Annotated in this window: 13 protein-coding genes and 1 pseudogene; 5 read left to right on the forward strand and 9 right to left on the reverse strand. The window is 28.7% G+C overall.

Going from position 1 to position 16,724, the window contains the following annotated elements:
* A pseudogene (locus C4S76_RS06365) lies at window positions 1-1,415 on the reverse strand (hypothetical protein); the annotation flags it as partial.
* A gap of 541 nt (window positions 1,416-1,956) precedes the next feature.
* Entirely contained in the window at window positions 1,957-3,081 is a 1,125-nt protein-coding gene (locus C4S76_RS06370) for a GNAT family N-acetyltransferase (protein WP_105193641.1), read from the reverse strand.
* 254 nt (window positions 3,082-3,335) lie between these two features.
* Between C4S76_RS06370 and C4S76_RS06375 the strand changes: the two genes are divergently transcribed.
* The 5 genes from C4S76_RS06375 to C4S76_RS06400 all read left to right on the forward strand — a co-directional run bounded on the left by C4S76_RS06375 (window position 3,336) and on the right by C4S76_RS06400 (window position 9,622).
* Window positions 3,336-4,040, forward strand: coding sequence for a zinc metallopeptidase (locus tag C4S76_RS06375; RefSeq protein ID WP_245915806.1), 705 nt, complete (start codon window positions 3,336-3,338; stop codon window positions 4,038-4,040).
* Between the two features lie 8 nt (window positions 4,041-4,048).
* On the forward strand, window positions 4,049-5,101 hold the full coding sequence (gene aroB / locus C4S76_RS06380) for a 3-dehydroquinate synthase (RefSeq protein WP_105193642.1): 1,053 nt from the start codon (window positions 4,049-4,051) through the stop codon (window positions 5,099-5,101).
* 542 nt (window positions 5,102-5,643) lie between these two features.
* Complete coding sequence (locus tag C4S76_RS06390) at window positions 5,644-6,330, forward strand: TM2 domain-containing protein (RefSeq protein WP_105193644.1); 687 nt, start codon at window positions 5,644-5,646, stop codon at window positions 6,328-6,330.
* Window positions 6,331-6,885: 555 nt separating this feature from the next.
* On the forward strand, window positions 6,886-7,410 hold the full coding sequence (locus C4S76_RS06395; protein WP_105193645.1) for a hypothetical protein: 525 nt from the start codon (window positions 6,886-6,888) through the stop codon (window positions 7,408-7,410).
* A gap of 475 nt (window positions 7,411-7,885) precedes the next feature.
* Window positions 7,886-9,622 carry a T9SS type A sorting domain-containing protein gene (locus C4S76_RS06400; RefSeq protein WP_105193646.1) on the forward strand — a complete coding sequence of 579 codons (1,737 nt, stop codon included), beginning with the start codon at window positions 7,886-7,888 and terminating at the stop codon, window positions 9,620-9,622.
* Window positions 9,623-9,901: 279 nt separating this feature from the next.
* Here the strand turns inward: C4S76_RS06400 and C4S76_RS06405 are convergent, their stop codons facing one another.
* The 7 genes from C4S76_RS06405 to C4S76_RS06435 all read right to left on the reverse strand — a co-directional run bounded on the left by C4S76_RS06405 (window position 9,902) and on the right by C4S76_RS06435 (window position 16,571).
* Window positions 9,902-10,678 (reverse strand): succinate dehydrogenase/fumarate reductase iron-sulfur subunit, encoded by a 777-nt coding sequence (locus tag C4S76_RS06405; protein ID WP_105193647.1) that lies wholly within the window; start codon window positions 10,676-10,678, stop codon window positions 9,902-9,904.
* 27 nt (window positions 10,679-10,705) lie between these two features.
* Entirely contained in the window at window positions 10,706-12,721 is a 2,016-nt protein-coding gene (locus tag C4S76_RS06410; protein WP_181044075.1) for a fumarate reductase/succinate dehydrogenase flavoprotein subunit, read from the reverse strand.
* A gap of 30 nt (window positions 12,722-12,751) precedes the next feature.
* Complete coding sequence (locus C4S76_RS06415; protein WP_105193648.1) at window positions 12,752-13,438, reverse strand: succinate dehydrogenase cytochrome b subunit; 687 nt, start codon at window positions 13,436-13,438, stop codon at window positions 12,752-12,754.
* Window positions 13,439-13,632: 194 nt separating this feature from the next.
* On the reverse strand, window positions 13,633-14,481 hold the full coding sequence (locus C4S76_RS06420) for an energy transducer TonB (protein WP_105193649.1): 849 nt from the start codon (window positions 14,479-14,481) through the stop codon (window positions 13,633-13,635).
* 17 nt (window positions 14,482-14,498) lie between these two features.
* The gene (locus C4S76_RS06425; RefSeq protein WP_105193650.1) at window positions 14,499-15,038 is read right to left on the reverse strand and encodes a biopolymer transporter ExbD; all 540 of its coding nucleotides are present in this window, start codon (window positions 15,036-15,038) and stop codon (window positions 14,499-14,501) included.
* Window positions 15,039-15,064: 26 nt separating this feature from the next.
* On the reverse strand, window positions 15,065-15,676 hold the full coding sequence (locus C4S76_RS06430) for an ExbD/TolR family protein (protein WP_105193651.1): 612 nt from the start codon (window positions 15,674-15,676) through the stop codon (window positions 15,065-15,067).
* A gap of 79 nt (window positions 15,677-15,755) precedes the next feature.
* Window positions 15,756-16,571: a MotA/TolQ/ExbB proton channel family protein gene (locus C4S76_RS06435; protein ID WP_105193652.1), complete on the reverse strand. Its 816-nt coding sequence runs from the start codon at window positions 16,569-16,571 to the stop codon at window positions 15,756-15,758.
* Window positions 16,572-16,724 lie beyond the last annotated feature (153 nt).

Below are 16,724 nucleotides of genomic sequence, written 5' to 3' on the forward strand. Positions count from 1 at the left end.
GGCATCGGGCTTTCACTGACTAATGTCCCTGTGCCCGCACTCCCTCCGGGTTTCGTTATACTTATTTTATATCCTTTTTGTTCATAATCCAGGTTCTCTATTCTCCATTTCATCTGCTCCGGAACTGGTTGCCTCCCTCCCATATTGGTATTTAACAACCAGCTTCGCTTCATAAGCTTAAGTCCTAAATAACGTTCATCTGTTTGGGTCTCTATTCCTTTATTATCATCACCCCATAAGGCATAATCTTTGTCTTTCATGCTTTGATGGGCTGAAAGCCTCTCTATTACCAACAATTTATTCCTGTTGGGGAGCCCATAGCGGCTTGCATTAACTGATTTTCCTTGGCGTTCATAGGAATCGCCGGCTACACTATAGGAAAAGCTTGGATTTTCTTCGTAGGAGGTGGTCCCGCCTTTTTGGAATAATCCGCTTTTATCATCGCGTATCATGCCGGTGATCCTTTTGCTGTATTTTTTATCTTGGTCAAGATCCCATATTAGGTGACTTTCACTATCTAAATAGGAGCGTTCCAAGGTAAATCCATATTTTACGGCCAGGTAACTTTCTGTTTTTATCCTTTCTAACGGGGTTAATATACGTCCGTATATAAATAATTCCGGTATATAGGCTTCTGCATAGTCTCCGTCGCCCCCAGGTAGGTCAAATGTGGAAGTGTTATTTATATTGCTGGGATTGAAGTTATGTCCTAAGGATATTACTGAATGGTTTCTTACTCCCCATAGAGAGGTATGGGGTTTACCGGTCCGGTAATAGACAAAGGAACGAAGGGCTCTTTCTTTAAATTGGTTCATATCGGATTCGGGACTCTTCCCGCTATGGTACATAAAGTCATAGCCTTCTTCTGCCCCATAATCTAATATGCCTCTTTGGCTTTCTTTGCTGTTGATTATCTTATCTGTACTTAAGATAAAGCTATTCCCCGGGACTCCGTTGAATGTAAACATATTCTTGGGTTGGTCCATTGGGTCAGCCCTTAATGAAAACGCACCTATTATCGTCGCTGTGGTTAAATTTGATCCTTTAATGTATATTTCTTTGGATATTTCATTGTCGGAATTACAAAAATTGGATATGTTTTCTAATTGGTTCTTTATCGCATCTTTATCATTGGTATTAAAACTTAATGCCGGATTAAAGTTATAATTGCGCAGGTAGTTATCGGCTTTACCTAAATATTCAACTCCATAAGAAGCGCCTCGCGGATCGTAATACCTTACTTGTAGTGAGTCTCCGGAATAATCTTTCCATTTATATGATCCATACCAATCTTCGGTATGGGATACCGGCTGCATCCATAAAACTGCTCCGGGTACTCCGCCTGGACCTATTATTTTTTCTTGGGAATATAATAAACAGCTACATAAAGACACCAAAGTGTAGATCTTTTTCATAGTAGATATAGTTAGTTTATAAATGAACGGCAAAACTAAAAATTTATATTTTATATTCCAAAATTATTAATGTATATTATTTTTTATTGTTTGCTGTTTTAAATATAATCCCTCCTCCTTAGTTTTTATTACAAGATGTGTATTGCTGTTTTCATTGTGTTTTTAGATTTGTTTTTTTGCTTTATTCTTTTTGTTCATTATTGTAATTTCGTTTCTAAATTTAGTTATAAATAAATCCAATGTTGAATTGATTAATATTTTTGTCCTTTTTGGTTTTTACTAAAAGTTACTAAAAAATATTTAACTATTATATTATCTGAAAGGAAAATGTTTATTTATTAAAATAAATAAGTAAATATATTAGGATTATTTTTGTATTCCAAAATAGCCTCAAATCTTTATGCTAAAAAATAGATTTTAAATATTATTTGGATAATGTTATATTTTAATAAATGATAAAAGTTCATTAAATCTATTTATATAATAATTTTAAGCTTTACATTACATATAATAAGTAATAGATTTAAAAAAAATGTAGTTTTTATATTTCTTTAAAATAAGTTCTTCTTCTTTTATGATTTATGGGATTATAATCTTTCCACAAAAGCTGAATGCTTTTATTGTTTTCTAATTCGGGATTAGTCTCTAAATACCTAATACCCTTAGAATTAAAAAGCTCAAAAAATTCTTTAAGTACTATAGCTGTGATGCCTTTTCTTTGATAATCCGGATGTATTCCTATAAGATAAAAATTTGCCCATTCATTATGTCTAGACGCTTTTAATAAATGATACCAGCCCCAAGGAAACAATTTACCTTTTGCTTTTTGTAATGCTTTAGAATAAGAGGGCATGGTAATAGCAAAACCTACTAATTTATTATTCTCATCAGCTATACAAATTACATAATCTTTATTAATAAAGGGAATGTATTTTTCTTTATAATAATTGATCTGTTTTTCTGAAAAAGGAACATAAGTAGGCAAAACCTTATAAGTTTCGTCTAATAGTTTAAACATTTCATCTGCATATTTTACCAATTCCTTCTTGGTATTGAAACGTAAAGCTTTTAATTTATATTTTTGTTGTAAAAGTTCAGAAAATCGAATTACTTTTTCTGGTAAAACATCTACAACCTTAATATAAAACTCTACCCATTCATTAGCTTTAGTAAATCCTAAAGATTCAAAATGTGTTGAGTAATAAGGGGAATTATATAAACCAATCATTGTGGCCAATTTATCATATCCCTTAATCAGTAATCCTGCTTTATCTAAATTAGTAAACCCTACAGGTCCTTCAATTCTTGTAAATCCGTTTTCTTTGGCGAATTCATAAGCTTTATCTAATAAAGCTTTGGTTACATTAAGATCATCTATCACATCAAACCACCCAAAACGTATTTTTTTTATACCTAATAGATTTTGTTCATTTTTATTAAGAATAACAGCAATTCTTCCTACTATTTTTTCATCTTTATAAGCTAAATATTTTTTACATACAGAAAATTCAAAAACAGGATTTTTCCTCTCATCAAAAATTTCCATTTCTTCGGAAATTAAAGACGGTACATAATATGGATTATTTTTATAAAGGAAATTAGGATATTCAACAAATTTTTTTAAATCAGATTGTGTATAAACTTCTTTAATTATTATTTGATCCATACTGTTAATAAATAAGACAAATTTAAATATTATAAAAAAGGAATTACATCAAAAAAAATAGTAATAATCATTAATTATAAAAAAAATGAAAACTTAAAAAAATTACTTCTATTATTTTTTGATGCAAAAATAATATAATAATTTAAAATGTGAGATTTCTAAGATAAATCAGGAAATTTTTTAAATTTAAGATATTTTGCTAATCGATAAAAAAAGGCATAATTTTAGTATTTATCAATAAAAAATTTAATTTAATGATGCACGATCCAATTTATATTGCAATTACAGCGGTTATTTTTATAGTGAGTATGATAGTTCAAGGTCAGTTAAAGTCAAAATTTGAATTATACTCAAAAACAAGTCTTTCTAATGGAATGAGTGGAAAAGAGATAGCGGAGAAAATGTTGAGAGATAATGGGATTATAGATGTTCAAGTAATTTCTACACCGGGTATGTTGACAGATCATTATAATCCGGAAAATAAAACCGTAAACCTTTCGGAAGCAGTATACAATCAGAGATCTACTGCTGCTGCTGCAGTTGCAGCTCATGAATGCGGACACGCTGTGCAACATGCTGTTGGATATTCAATGCTTCAATTAAGATCAAAATTAGTACCTGTGGTAAGTATTAGTTCTAATTTATTACAATGGGTTTTATTGGCAGGTATTGCCATAATGGCATTTTCAGGAAATACAATTGTTTTAGGTATAGGAATTGGCTTATTTGCTCTTACTACTCTTTTTGCGTTTGTTACATTACCCGTAGAATATGATGCCAGTAATCGGGCTTTGGCTTGGTTAGAAAATAATCAGATTGTAAGACCAAATGAATATAATGAATGTAAAGATGCTCTTACTTGGGCTGCCAGAACTTATTTAGTGGCTGCTTTAGGTTCTTTGGCACAATTATTATATTTTTTAATGATTTTATTAGGTAACCGAAGAGGAAACAATTAATATTTTATATGAATTTTATCAATCCCATTTATTATAAAAAAGAAGCAATAAAAAAAATAAATAATTTTATTTTAGAATATAATCCTTCACAATTAATTTTTTTAGTAGATTCTAATACTCAACAATTTTGCTTTCCGAAAGTAGTATCAGATATAAAATCTGAATGTAGAATAGAGGTTTTGGAAATAGAGCCCGGGGAAGAAAATAAAAATCTTTATACTTGCATAAATTTGTGGGAGGCTCTAACTGAATTAAAAATAGACAGGAAAAGCCTTTTAATTAATATTGGAGGAGGAGTTTTGACAGATATGGGAGCTTTTGTTGCAAATTGCTATAAACGTGGGATTAAATTTATAAATATACCTACAACTCTTTTAGCTATGGTAGATGCTTCTATTGGCGGTAAAACCGGTGTAGATTTAGGTAGTCACAAAAACCAGATAGGAAATTTTGTTTTACCTGAAATGGTAATGATAGATTCCGATTTTATAAGAACTCTTCCACAAGCACAGATATTAAGTGGATTTGCTGAAATTATAAAACATGGGTTAATAGCTGATAGAGAATATTGGAATAAAATCATTCAAATACAAGATTTAAATGCTGAAAATTTAGAAAGCTTAATCTCTGCTAGCATAGATATTAAGAAAAAAGTAGTAGCTGAAGATTTTACAGAAACAGGATTACGAAAAATATTAAATTTTGGGCATACAATAGGACATGCGGTAGAAAGTTTTTTTCTGGAAAATAAAAAACCTATTTTACATGGACAAGGGGTAGCGATGGGAATGATAGTAGAAAGTTATATTTCTGTAGAAAAAGGTTTTTTAGCCTATTCAGACTATCAACTTATTAAACAGTATATTAACTCTCTATATTCAAAAATTTCTTTAATGAAAGATTATTTTAAAGAAATTTTCATGTATATGCAGAATGATAAAAAGAATGTAAACAATGAAATTAAGTTTGTTCTCTTAAAAAGTATAGGTGAAGCGGTATATGATATCTCTGTAAATCATGAATTGATAGAAAAAGCTATTAATGTATATATAGATATGTAAACATATCAAATTTTTATCAAAAAAAATAATTTATTCTCTTTATTTTAATATCAATTATACTACTTTTTATTAAGAGTTGAAAAAGAGACAGTTTTATTTAAGTTTTGATATTAAATTAATGAGTAATTCTTTATTTATAAGATTTCGAATATCTAAATATATTCTTTTTTTATTAGATTTTAAAAATTTTGTAATTAGTTCGAAATTCATTTTCCTAATAGAACAAAAGAATCAAAATAATATATGTGATGTTTATCATTTCAGGCTAAATACAGGGATTTTTATTTATATTTGGCCAAAAATTAATATTATGAAAGATTTTAACAACTTAATTACAAATTTTTTATTGCTCATAATCTATCATGCTAGTGAGGTAAAATCAGCCATAAATAACATCTTTTACAACTTTAAAAATATTACTTTTTTACAGACTATATAAGTTTAAATAGTTTTTTTATGTTAAAATAATTAGTATTTCTAATTAAAAAAATAGAGAAGATCTGCAATACTCAATTTATCTATAATTAAATAATTTATTTATAATGAAAAACAAAACTACAGCTGCTCTTTTAGCTTTTTTCTTAGGCGGTATAGGTGGCCACAAATTTTATTTAAACAGACCCGTAGAGGGATTTATATATTTAATATTTAGTTGTACATTGATTCCTGCTATTATAGGTTTTATTGAAGGTATTATTTATTTATGTATGAGCGATTATTCATTTAATCTCAAATATAATGAAATACCAATTCAAACTAATAGTAATAATATTTATTTGTCCCTTAATCAAAATTTAGCTCATGGTAATGGCGGGTATCACTCTCAACAAAATAATACTATTTATGAGAATAAAAATATATTACCTAAGACTCAATCTGAAGCCTTTTATTTTATATTAATTAAAACATCCCAATTAGATGGAGAGGTAACAAAAAATGAATATCAACGTATGGAAGTTGTTTTAAAATTATTTTTTAATGATAAGGTTTTAAATATGACTACAGACGAAAATAGGATTAAACCTATATTACATGAAGATACTTTTGTGGTAATTGACAAATGCCTTGAATTTATTGATGATAATGAAAATTTATTAAAAGTTATTATAGAATTCAGTAATAAAAACGGAATAATAAATGAAGAAATAATGAACATTATCAGGTATATTTCTAAAAAGTCAGGAATGTCTAAAAATGTTTACACAGAAATAATTAATAATTATAAATAAGTAGTTTATACTACAAAAATTACTATCGCAAGTAAAAGACTAATTTTATATTGAATGAAATAAAATATTCAGATTATAATATGTGCAAAGTTATTTTCAAATCAAAAAATAGCTTTTGAAAGTAAATTTAGTTAATGTATAAAATATCTTATAATGTAATGATGGTTTAAATTTATTTTTTTTCCTTATTTATGATGATGACAGTATTATTATAAATATAAAATAAGATAATCATTTTAAAAAATATAGATTAAATTCTTAAATTATACAATTGTTAAATCAAAAAAAGATCTTTTTAAAGTTCACAAATTTTTTTAAATTTACTTTTCTTAAAGCATACAAATTTGTGACCTGAAATTTAACTGATATTTTGCTTGAAAATAAGTTTTTAACCATTATAGATCCAGATAAATATGATCAACTTATTTAGAATTAAAAGTTTTGAAAATTAATAGATCCTTAGTTAAAGTTCATTTTAAAAAATAAACACACATAATATATCACAACAAGCTAAATACAGGGATTTTTATTTATATTTGGAGTAAAATTAATATTATGAAAGTATTTATAAATTCAATATCGATCTTTTTTATAGGATTAATCTTAATTTCATGTAATGATTCATTTCTTAAAAATGCTGATTTATTACTAATTAACTTAAATAAAATGAATTATGCCTCAAGTAATGTTTGTTCATATTATTCTAATGTATGGAAAAATGCAATATACAATGAAGAAGAATATTTAGATGCTTCCAGTCCTTACTACCTCAAAGACTATAATCAGGCACTTATTATAGCAAAAGATACAAAATATATAAAAGATGAAGTAGCTTTTATTGTAAAAAGCAAAAAGAAAGTTGACAGTTTAATGAAATATATTAGTGAACATTCAATTAAAAATCAAGCTTTGTATGATGATTTGTTTGAGTTATATGTAAAATCTAAAGAACTTACTTCATTGGCTCTAAAACCTTCCGGATCATTGATCTATTTTGATGATAAAACAAATAATCTTTCGTATGAAATTGTAAATCTTTCTAATAGAATTAAAATTGAATTAGAAGCGAAGAAAAAATAATTAAAAAAAATACTTTCTTTATAAGAATAGTAATTTCAGAATAAGTACAAAATTTACATTTTATTCTATAAAATATATTCCTACAAATAAAAACGACAACAGTTTTATTAAAAACTTATTTCTTATTTAATAAAAAATGTTCAGTGAGGTTTCTTTCAAAAAGAGAAAAGCTTTGTCTTAGGTTTATAACCCCTAAGTGAAAACAGCATCCATTTTCAAACCGGAAACTTCATAAATTGGAATTTTAATAACAAAATAATCTAATTATTTTAAAGAAGAACTGATTAACACAATCTACTTGTTACTAAAATATTATAGTATAATTTTTACCCATATTAATATATGAATTATTAGAACAAAACATAATAAATAACAAATAAATTTATATAAGTATTTCTTAATCTTAATATATATTATATAATAATATTAAATATTATCCCTATATTAGCTATACAACCAATTAAATATATTACTTATGAAAAAAATTTTATTATTTATGCTAGTATTGAGTGTATTCAGCACTCATAGTTTGGCTTCCAGAAATTATTCTGCCGAAAAACAAAATTATCTTAAAAAGAATTTTGTAGCTTCTACTAATTCACAGTATGATCCAATGGATGTATTGGGAATATTAAATATATTACTTGATACCTATCAAACAGATTATACAAATCTAGGTCTGACTTGGGAAGATATAACTGAAGCTATTAATGGAAACCCGGATGCTATGATTGAAAAAGCAAAATATAAAAATTCAACAGAATTGCCTTTTACCTGGAAAACATCGGGAAAATACAAAGTTTTAACAAGGCTAAATTTATCTGTAATACGTTGTTATTCTTTTGATGGTAAATATTTTAAGAATTTAGAAGTATTATTTTGCCCCACTGATATTAAGTATTTAAATGTATCTAAAAATTATATGTTAAAAGAATTATATTGTAGTTTTGGTTTTTTAGCAAACATTGACATTGATATGTCTAATAATCGTAATTTGGAAGAATTAAGTTTCTTTGCTTGCGGAATTACTTCTTTAAATATATCTAATAATCCTAAATTGAAAGGGCTATATTGTACCTATAATAAACTTAAGGTTTTAGATGTATCTAAAAATCCTGATTTAGAGGTTATTGAATGTGAAGATAATCAAATAATGGCTTTAGATGTATCTAAAAATCCTAAATTAACCACATTAATTTGTTGGGGTAATAAAATCCCTGTTTTAGATGTATCTAAAAATACTGAATTAGTAGAATTTGATTGTGGCGGTAATCAATTAACAGTTTTAGATATATCTAAAAATCCAAAATTAGTGCAATTTGATTGTGAAGATAATCATCTAAAGGTTCTAGATACATCTAAAAATCCTTTGCTAGAAAGTCTATCTTGTGGAAATAATCAGTTAACTTATTTAGATGTTATTAAAAATCCAAAGTTAGTAGAGTTTAGTTGTGGAAAAAATCAACTTAAAGTTTTAGATATATCTAAAAATCCAAAATTAGAGGAATTTGGTTGTGAAAAAAATCAATTAACCGTTTTAGATATATCAAATAATCCGAATTTAAAGTCTATTTATTGTTTTGAAAATCAATTAAAATTATCTACTCTAAAAGGAGATTTCTCTAAACTTGATATTTACTCTAAACTAGGTCCACAAGCCTTATTAAAAGGAGGTACCAAAGGCTTTTTTGAATTAATCGACCTTTCTACTGAATATAACATCAACGGAACTTTAACTATCTTTAAATGGTATGATAAAGCTACTAATCAAGAAGTGGGGGTATTTGCCTCTAAAGGAACTTTTTATGCAGGTCCGGCCAACGCAGGAAAAACCCTTATCTGTAAAATGACTAATACTTTATATCCCGGTTTAATTTTAGAATATGAAGTAAAAATTAGCAATTCTACGACTCAGGGATTATCTGCTAAAACTATGGATTTTAATATACCTGAAAATTTTACCTTAACAAGCTCTCAAGCAGAAGCTTCTAACTTAAAAATATTTCCTAATCCGATAATCGATATATTGAAAATCAATACTCCTTTACATATTGAAACTGTAAGTGTTTATGATTATTCCGGTAATGAAGTAAAAAAAATAAGTCCGGTTTCAAGTAAGGAAATTAATCTACAAGGTTTATCCAGCGGCAATTATATACTCACCATACAAACCTCTCAAGGGGTTATTACAAAAAAGATTATTAAGAAATAAAAATTCTTAATAAAAGAAAAGAACCCGCCACAGTGCGGGTTTTGTTTTTTAAAGAAAGACAAAACAGACAAATTTTAGCTTTAGTAAATATTTTAAAATTTATAATCTGTATCTTATCAAACGGGTAATTTAAACTTTATAAAAAGATAAAATTGATAGTTTTCACCAAAATTAGATTTATTGTATTTAGGAAGTAATATTATTATAAAAAATATTAAGCATAAAAAACTCGAATTGTAATAATTCGAGTTTTTTATGCTTAATTATAAAATTTAATATTTATTCAGCTTTAATGTCATTTACTACACTTGCATAAATAAACTCTCTATTCATTCTAGCAATATTTTCTAAGGAAATTCCTTTAGGACACTCTACTTCACAAGCCCCTGTATTAGTACAGTTTCCAAAACCTTCTTCATCCATTTTTCTTACCATATTTAATACACGGCGAGTAGCTTCTACCCTACCTTGTGGAAGCAAAGCAAACTGAGATACTTTAGCTGAAACGAATAACATAGCTGAACCATTTTTACAGGTAGCCACACAAGCTCCACATCCTATACATGCTGCAGCAGCAAATGCTTTATCTGCTTTTTCTTTTTCAATTGGAATTGCATTCGCATCTATCGTATTACCTGAAGTATTGACAGATACAAACCCTCCGGCATGTTGAATTCTGTCGAAAGCAGTTCTGTCAACAATTAAGTCTTTTATTACAGGAAATCCGGCAGATCTCCAAGGTTCAATTACAATAGTATCTCCATCGTTAAACATTCTCATATGTAACTGACAGGTTGTAATTCCCCTATCCGGTCCATGTGCTCTTCCGTTTATAAATAATGAACACATACCGCAGATACCTTCTCTACAATCATGATCAAAAGCTACCGGTTCTTTATCAGAGTCTACTAATTGTTCATTTAGCATATCCAACATTTCTAAGAAAGAACTTTCTGTAGAAACGCCTTGTAATTTATATTCTTCAAATTTTCCTTTTTCAGTTTTACCTGCTTGTCTCCAAACTTTTAATGTTAAGTTTAATAATTTTCCTGCCATTTTATTTATATTTTTTTACAGGTTATTTTATTTATAATTTCTTGCTGCAATTTTAATATATTTATAATTCAACTCCTCTTTATGAAGAATTTCTTTATTTATATCCTCTCCATTATATTCCCAAGCAGCTACATATGAATATTTTTCATCATCACGAAGTGTTTCTCCTTCTTCTGTTTGATATTCTGTTCTGAAATGCCCTCCACATGATTCGTTCCTATTTAAGGCATCCATTGCCATTAATTGTCCTAATTCAAGAAAATCTGCTACTCTTCCTGCTTTTTCTAATTCTAGATTAATGGTTTTATCTGAACCCGGAACTTTTACATCTTTCCAAAACTCTTTTCGCAATTCTTCAATTTCAACAATTGCTTCTTTAAGACCTTTTTCATTTCTAGCCATACCCACTTTATTCCACATAATTTTACCTAATTGCTTATGAAAATAGTCTACTGATTTAGTTCCTTTATTATTCAAGAAAAATTCTATTCTCTCTTTTACAAGCTTTTCAGCTTCATCAAACTCCGGTGTATTCGTACTAATTTCTCCAGTTCTAATTTCATCAGCTAAATAATCTGCCATGGTATAAGGTAACACAAAATAACCGTCTGCTAAACCTTGCATCAATGCTGATGCTCCTAATCTGTTAGCCCCATGATCGGAAAAATTAGCTTCTCCTGCTACAAAACATCCTGGTATAGTACTCATTAAGTTATAATCTACCCAAATACCTCCCATAGTATAATGCACAGCCGGGTAAATTTTCATAGGGGTTTCATAAGGATTATCACCTGTAATCTTTTCATACATGGTAAATAAGTTCCCATATTTAGCTTCAACTACCTTTTTCCCTAATTTTATAATCTCTTCTTCAGAAGGATTATGTATATCTAATTCGTTAACTTTTTCTTTTCCATATTTAACAAAAGAAGCTGAAAAATCAAGATATACCCCCTCTCCTGTCGCATTGTTTTCAATTCCGTATCCTGCATCACATCTTTCTTTAGCTGCTCTTGATGCAACATCTCTTGGTACTAAATTTCCAAAAGCAGGATATCTTCTTTCTAAATAATAATCTCTATCTTCTTCTTTTATCTCTGTAGGTTTTAACTTTCCAGCTCTGATAGCTTCAGAATCTTCTTTTTTCTTTGGTACCCATATACGTCCGTCATTACGTAATGACTCTGACATTAGAGTTAATTTAGACTGTTGATCTCCATGAACTGGTATGCAAGTAGGGTGGATTTGTGTAAAACAAGGATTTGCAAATGCTGCTCCTTTTTTATGTATTTTCCAAACGGACGTACCGTTAGACCCCATAGCATTGGTGGACAAGAAAAATACATTTCCATATCCTCCTGAAGCTATTACTACAGCATGAGCAGAGTGTCTTTCTATTTCACCGGTAACTAAATCCCTTGCTATAATTCCTCTTGCTTTTCCATCTATAATTACAATTTCCAACATTTCATGTCGGTTGTACATTTGAAGACGACCTTTACCGATCTGTCTATTCATAGCTGAATAAGCTCCTAATAATAATTGTTGTCCGGTTTGACCTGCTGCATAAAAAGTTCTTTGTACCTGAGTTCCACCAAAAGAACGATTATCTAATAATCCTCCATATTCTCTTGCAAACGGAACACCTTGAGCTACACACTGGTCTATAATTGCACCCGATACTTCTGATAATCTGTATACATTAGCTTCTCGTGCTCGATAATCTCCTCCTTTAATGGTATCATAGAAAAGACGATATACACTATCGCCGTCATTTTGATAATTTTTTGCTGCGTTAATTCCTCCTTGTGCAGCAATTGAATGCGCACGTCTTGGAGAATCTTGATAACAAAAGGCTTTTACTTTATACCCCATTTCTGCTAAAGAAGCTGCAGCTGAGCCTCCTGCTAATCCTGTTCCTATAACAATTACATCTATTTTACCACGATTATTGGGAGCAACTAAACGCATGTGGTCTTTATGATTTTTCCACTTTTCATGGATATCTCCTTCTGGAATTCTTGGATCTAATTTTATACTCATAATCGAACTTTCTTAATATTAATAAAACTACTAAATTAAACTATTGCCTTTTAAGTAAAAATAAATTGCTATTGAGGCAAATCCGATAGCAATAAATATAAAGTAGGCTTTTCCTACTATTTTTATAACTGGAGTATAAATTCTATGATTAACTCCTACTGATTGAAAAGATGATGCAAAACCATGACTTAAGTGTAATCCTAAAAATATAAAAGCTACCACATAAATTAATGTATATATAGGACTTTTAAAAAGTTCTGTAACCAATAAATAATCATCTTCTACACTTCCAAACTTAATCGGATAAAAATAATTATATAAGTGTAACACCAAAAAAACCAGAATTAATAATCCGGTATATATCATGGTTCTTGAATTAAATGGTGTATTAGCGGAAAATTGATTAATTGCATATCTTTCTTTTCCTCTAGCTTTTAAATTTTTACGGGTTAACACAATTCCTAAAATAATGTGATAAATAAAACCGAAAGCTAAAACAAACTGCATAATCTGAATTAACGGATTAGTAGCCATAAAGTGTGAAGCTTGGTTAAATATCACTTCTTCTTTAGGTAATAAAGTTCCCTCACTATCTGTATTACCAGCAAATAATGTTAAATTAAGTCCTAAATGCACCAATAAGAAAATCATGAGAAAAAAACCTGTCAAAGCCATCATAAATTTCCTTCCAATCGAGGAAGAGTAAAATCGAGTCATATTATTTCAATATTTTAATTTGATAGCAAATTTAAAAAAATACAGAGGTTCATGTGTATGACAAATGTCAGATTTACTACTTTTAGACTATTTCTAAATAATTTAGTTATTATTTTAGACCTATATATGTAAAAAATATAAAAACTGTTTCTATGTAAAGAAACAGTTTTTATAAATAATTTTAATTAAAAATTTTATTGAGGTGGGATTCTAAACACAACCGGAAACCTAAATATAGATCTAACAGTTTTTCCGTTCACCATGGCAGGCTTCCATTTTTTAGTTTGTTTAATAACCCTTACGGCTTCCGCTCCACATCCATCACCAATATCTTTAACAATACTAACTTGGGAAACAGAACCATCTTTTTCTACCACAAATTTAATCATTACACGTCCCTCAGTATTCCTATCTATAGCTCTCGAAGGATACTCTATTCTACTGGCAACAAATTTCCGTAAAGATTCTATTCCACCGGGATATTGAGCTTCCTGTTCAACATCGCCGTCAAAAATTTTATTATCATTAACAGGTGGGGTTACCGGAGGTATAGGTGCTGCAGGAACATCATTTGGCTTACCATGAGCAATAGCTGCATCACCTGTTCCTTTACCGTCTTTATTTTCTAATCCTATAGCTTTATCTTTTGTTTCCTGTACTTGAGGAACGGTTTCTTCTTTTACTACAACTTTCTTAGGTTCCGGCATTACCATCTTAACTTGAGCTACTTCATCCTGCTGTGGAGGAGGGGGAGCTTTGGGCTCTTCCGGCTTTATTTCTACCACCTCATCTTTTTTATCATCAGGAGGATTTAATTCACTTAAATTTACTTTTACTTCTCCTTTAGATTTTTCATTCGAATCAGCTTCTTTTCTATTATAAACGTATAATAGCAATATGAACAAAATAAAAATAGCTGCTCCTATAAAAAAAGCTTTTGTAAGATAGCCTTTTTCATTACACCTCAGTCTGTATGCTCCATAGTTTCTATTTTTATGTTCAAATATTATATCGTCTAATGACTGTAAATGCTTATCTGACATTTCATTACTTTTTATAGTTAATTTTTAACTTTCTCAATATACACAGATTTTTCTGTTGAAGAAAGATCTTTAATTCCGTATCTAGTAGAATTTGTTATTTCCATCTCATCCAAAATATCTACTAGATTTTTATAATTAGAGTCATCCGTAGGTTTAATAATTATAGTAAACTTATCCGGATCTGCCTCTTTCTGAGCTCTCAATATTTCTTTTCTTATTCCTTCTTTTGAATAATTAGTTTCTATTAAATTTGAAGGACTTAAATCTTTAAGTTCTTGTTGATGCCAAAAAACTTTATCTTTTTTTCCTAGAATTATAGTAAACGAATTTTTAATTTTAATATTAGGAATATTTTCTGGGGGAATTTCCACCTTGGGTGGCATATTTAAATGCATAATATTGGGCTTACTAAAAGTGGTTGTAAACATGAAGAATGTTATAAGTAAGAAACCTAAATCACACATGGGAGCCATGTCTACATTAATACTCATTTTTTTAGATCTTACTTTCCCTCCGCCTTTACCTTTACCACTACTTGTGTCTACGCCTGCTGACATTTTATTAATTTTTAGTTAACATTAATTTATTCTGGTTTACTTTCTGAAGCAGTAATCAATTGAAATTTATTCATATTCTTATCTTGTAAACGATTCATCAAATTTTTAAATTTAGGATATTGAGTTTTTACGTCACCTCTTATACCTAAATCTAAAGAATCATTTGAATCTTTCGCAATCTTTCTAGCTTCAAAAACCCAATCAGTAATTTGCGGATTCAAGCTATCTCCGGGAATTCCCGGAACATTCATTCTTTCTCTGACATTTTCAGAAGCATTTAAATATTCCTTTAAGTTTTGAATAGGTACGCCAAAATCATTGATTTTCTTAAACTCATTTTTCTCTTTTTGAGTAAATTCAATATTATATTTTTTTCCTATAGCTTCTAATAAAGGAATTCTATATTTTTCTTCATCCATAGAAAAATAATATTTCCCATCTTTTGTCATAGATATTCTCATAACTCCATGATCTTTTATTTTGATCTGTGATATGGAAGATGGAGGATCAATGGTTACGGTTTCTTTAGTTTTAAATTGAGTTGTCAATATAAAGAAAGTCAGTAATAACCACGCCAAATCACTCATTGGCGTCATGTCTATATGTATACCTTGTCTCTTCGGTTTTACTCTTGCCATTTTTTTATTATTTATTTATAAATAATTTTAAATATTAATAATATGTTTCTTAATTGTATTAAGAAATTATTATTTATTATTAATGGTGAGAAGCAAAAGACTGTTGTATACTTAAACCTACTTCATCAATTTTAAAGGTTAATGTATCTATCTTAGAAGTAAAGAAATTATACATAATAATTGCTAAAGCTGAGGTACCAATTCCTAAAGCTGTGTTTACAAGAGCTTCTGAAATACCTACAGATAATGCAGCTGCATCTGGTGATCCACCGCCATCTCCTAAAGCAAAGAAAGCTTTAATCATCCCGATTACTGTTCCCATCAAAGCTACTAATGTACCTATTGAAGCAATAGTTGCTAAAATAGTCATGTTTTTTTCTAACATAGGCATTTCTAGAGTTGTAGCTTCTTCTATCGTTTTATTTAAAGATGCTAATTTTTGTTCTTTATTTAAAGTGGTATCATTAGCTAATGCTTTATAAGAAATTAGCCCTTCTTTTACCACGTTTCCTATGGAACCTTTCTGTTTATCACACAAAGAAATAGCATCGTTTATTTGGTTTTTATCTAATAATTTTCTAATTTCATTTACAAATCTGGTCAAACTTCCGGTACCCTCTGCTTTTCCAATAATAAAAAATCTTTCTATTGAAAATACTAAAACCATTAATACAAAAGAAATTAGAATAGGAACTATAATTCCTCCTTTATGAATAATACCCATAAAATTTAATGGTTTTCCATCTACTGTTTCTCCTTGAAAGTTCCCTTTTGCTCCAAAGAAAAAGATATATATTAATATACCTAGAGCTATTAAAATTACAATTGTTATAAACGGATTTAAGCCTCCAGTTTTTCTAGCTGAATTTGTTTGAGTTAATTGTTGTTTTTCCATTTGATATAAAATTAAATTTTTGAATATTTTTCTTCTTATTTATTTATTATATTAATTTGCATTCTTTTATTTGGCTTTCTCTAAAAAACAAAAACGTTAACCTTTTTTTAACTTCAAGATTTATGCCAAGACTTACGAAATAGCCTTTTATTC

Origin of the sequence: Apibacter adventoris, assembly GCF_002964965.1 — a bacterium.
Classification (GTDB): domain Bacteria; phylum Bacteroidota; class Bacteroidia; order Flavobacteriales; family Weeksellaceae; genus Apibacter; species Apibacter adventoris.

What these genes read in the sequence shown, in the direction of transcription:
- C4S76_RS06370 (WP_105193641.1), bottom strand. Translation starts at nt 3,081, where the DNA reads ATGGATCAAATAATAATTAAAGAAGTTTATACACAATCTGATTTAAAA.
- aroB (WP_105193642.1), top strand. Translation starts at nt 4,049, where the DNA reads ATGAATTTTATCAATCCCATTTATTATAAAAAAGAAGCAATAAAAAAA.
- C4S76_RS06410 (WP_181044075.1), bottom strand. Translation starts at nt 12,721, where the DNA reads ATGAGTATAAAATTAGATCCAAGAATTCCAGAAGGAGATATCCATGAA.
- C4S76_RS06405 (WP_105193647.1), bottom strand. Translation starts at nt 10,678, where the DNA reads ATGGCAGGAAAATTATTAAACTTAACATTAAAAGTTTGGAGACAAGCA.
- C4S76_RS06375 (WP_245915806.1), top strand. Translation starts at nt 3,336, where the DNA reads ATGATGCACGATCCAATTTATATTGCAATTACAGCGGTTATTTTTATA.
- C4S76_RS06415 (WP_105193648.1), bottom strand. Translation starts at nt 13,438, where the DNA reads ATGACTCGATTTTACTCTTCCTCGATTGGAAGGAAATTTATGATGGCT.
- C4S76_RS06435 (WP_105193652.1), bottom strand. Translation starts at nt 16,571, where the DNA reads ATGGAAAAACAACAATTAACTCAAACAAATTCAGCTAGAAAAACTGGA.
- C4S76_RS06420 (WP_105193649.1), bottom strand. Translation starts at nt 14,481, where the DNA reads ATGTCAGATAAGCATTTACAGTCATTAGACGATATAATATTTGAACAT.
- C4S76_RS06430 (WP_105193651.1), bottom strand. Translation starts at nt 15,676, where the DNA reads ATGGCAAGAGTAAAACCGAAGAGACAAGGTATACATATAGACATGACG.
- C4S76_RS06395 (WP_105193645.1), top strand. Translation starts at nt 6,886, where the DNA reads ATGAAAGTATTTATAAATTCAATATCGATCTTTTTTATAGGATTAATC.
- C4S76_RS06400 (WP_105193646.1), top strand. Translation starts at nt 7,886, where the DNA reads ATGAAAAAAATTTTATTATTTATGCTAGTATTGAGTGTATTCAGCACT.
- C4S76_RS06425 (WP_105193650.1), bottom strand. Translation starts at nt 15,038, where the DNA reads ATGTCAGCAGGCGTAGACACAAGTAGTGGTAAAGGTAAAGGCGGAGGG.
- C4S76_RS06390 (WP_105193644.1), top strand. Translation starts at nt 5,644, where the DNA reads ATGAAAAACAAAACTACAGCTGCTCTTTTAGCTTTTTTCTTAGGCGGT.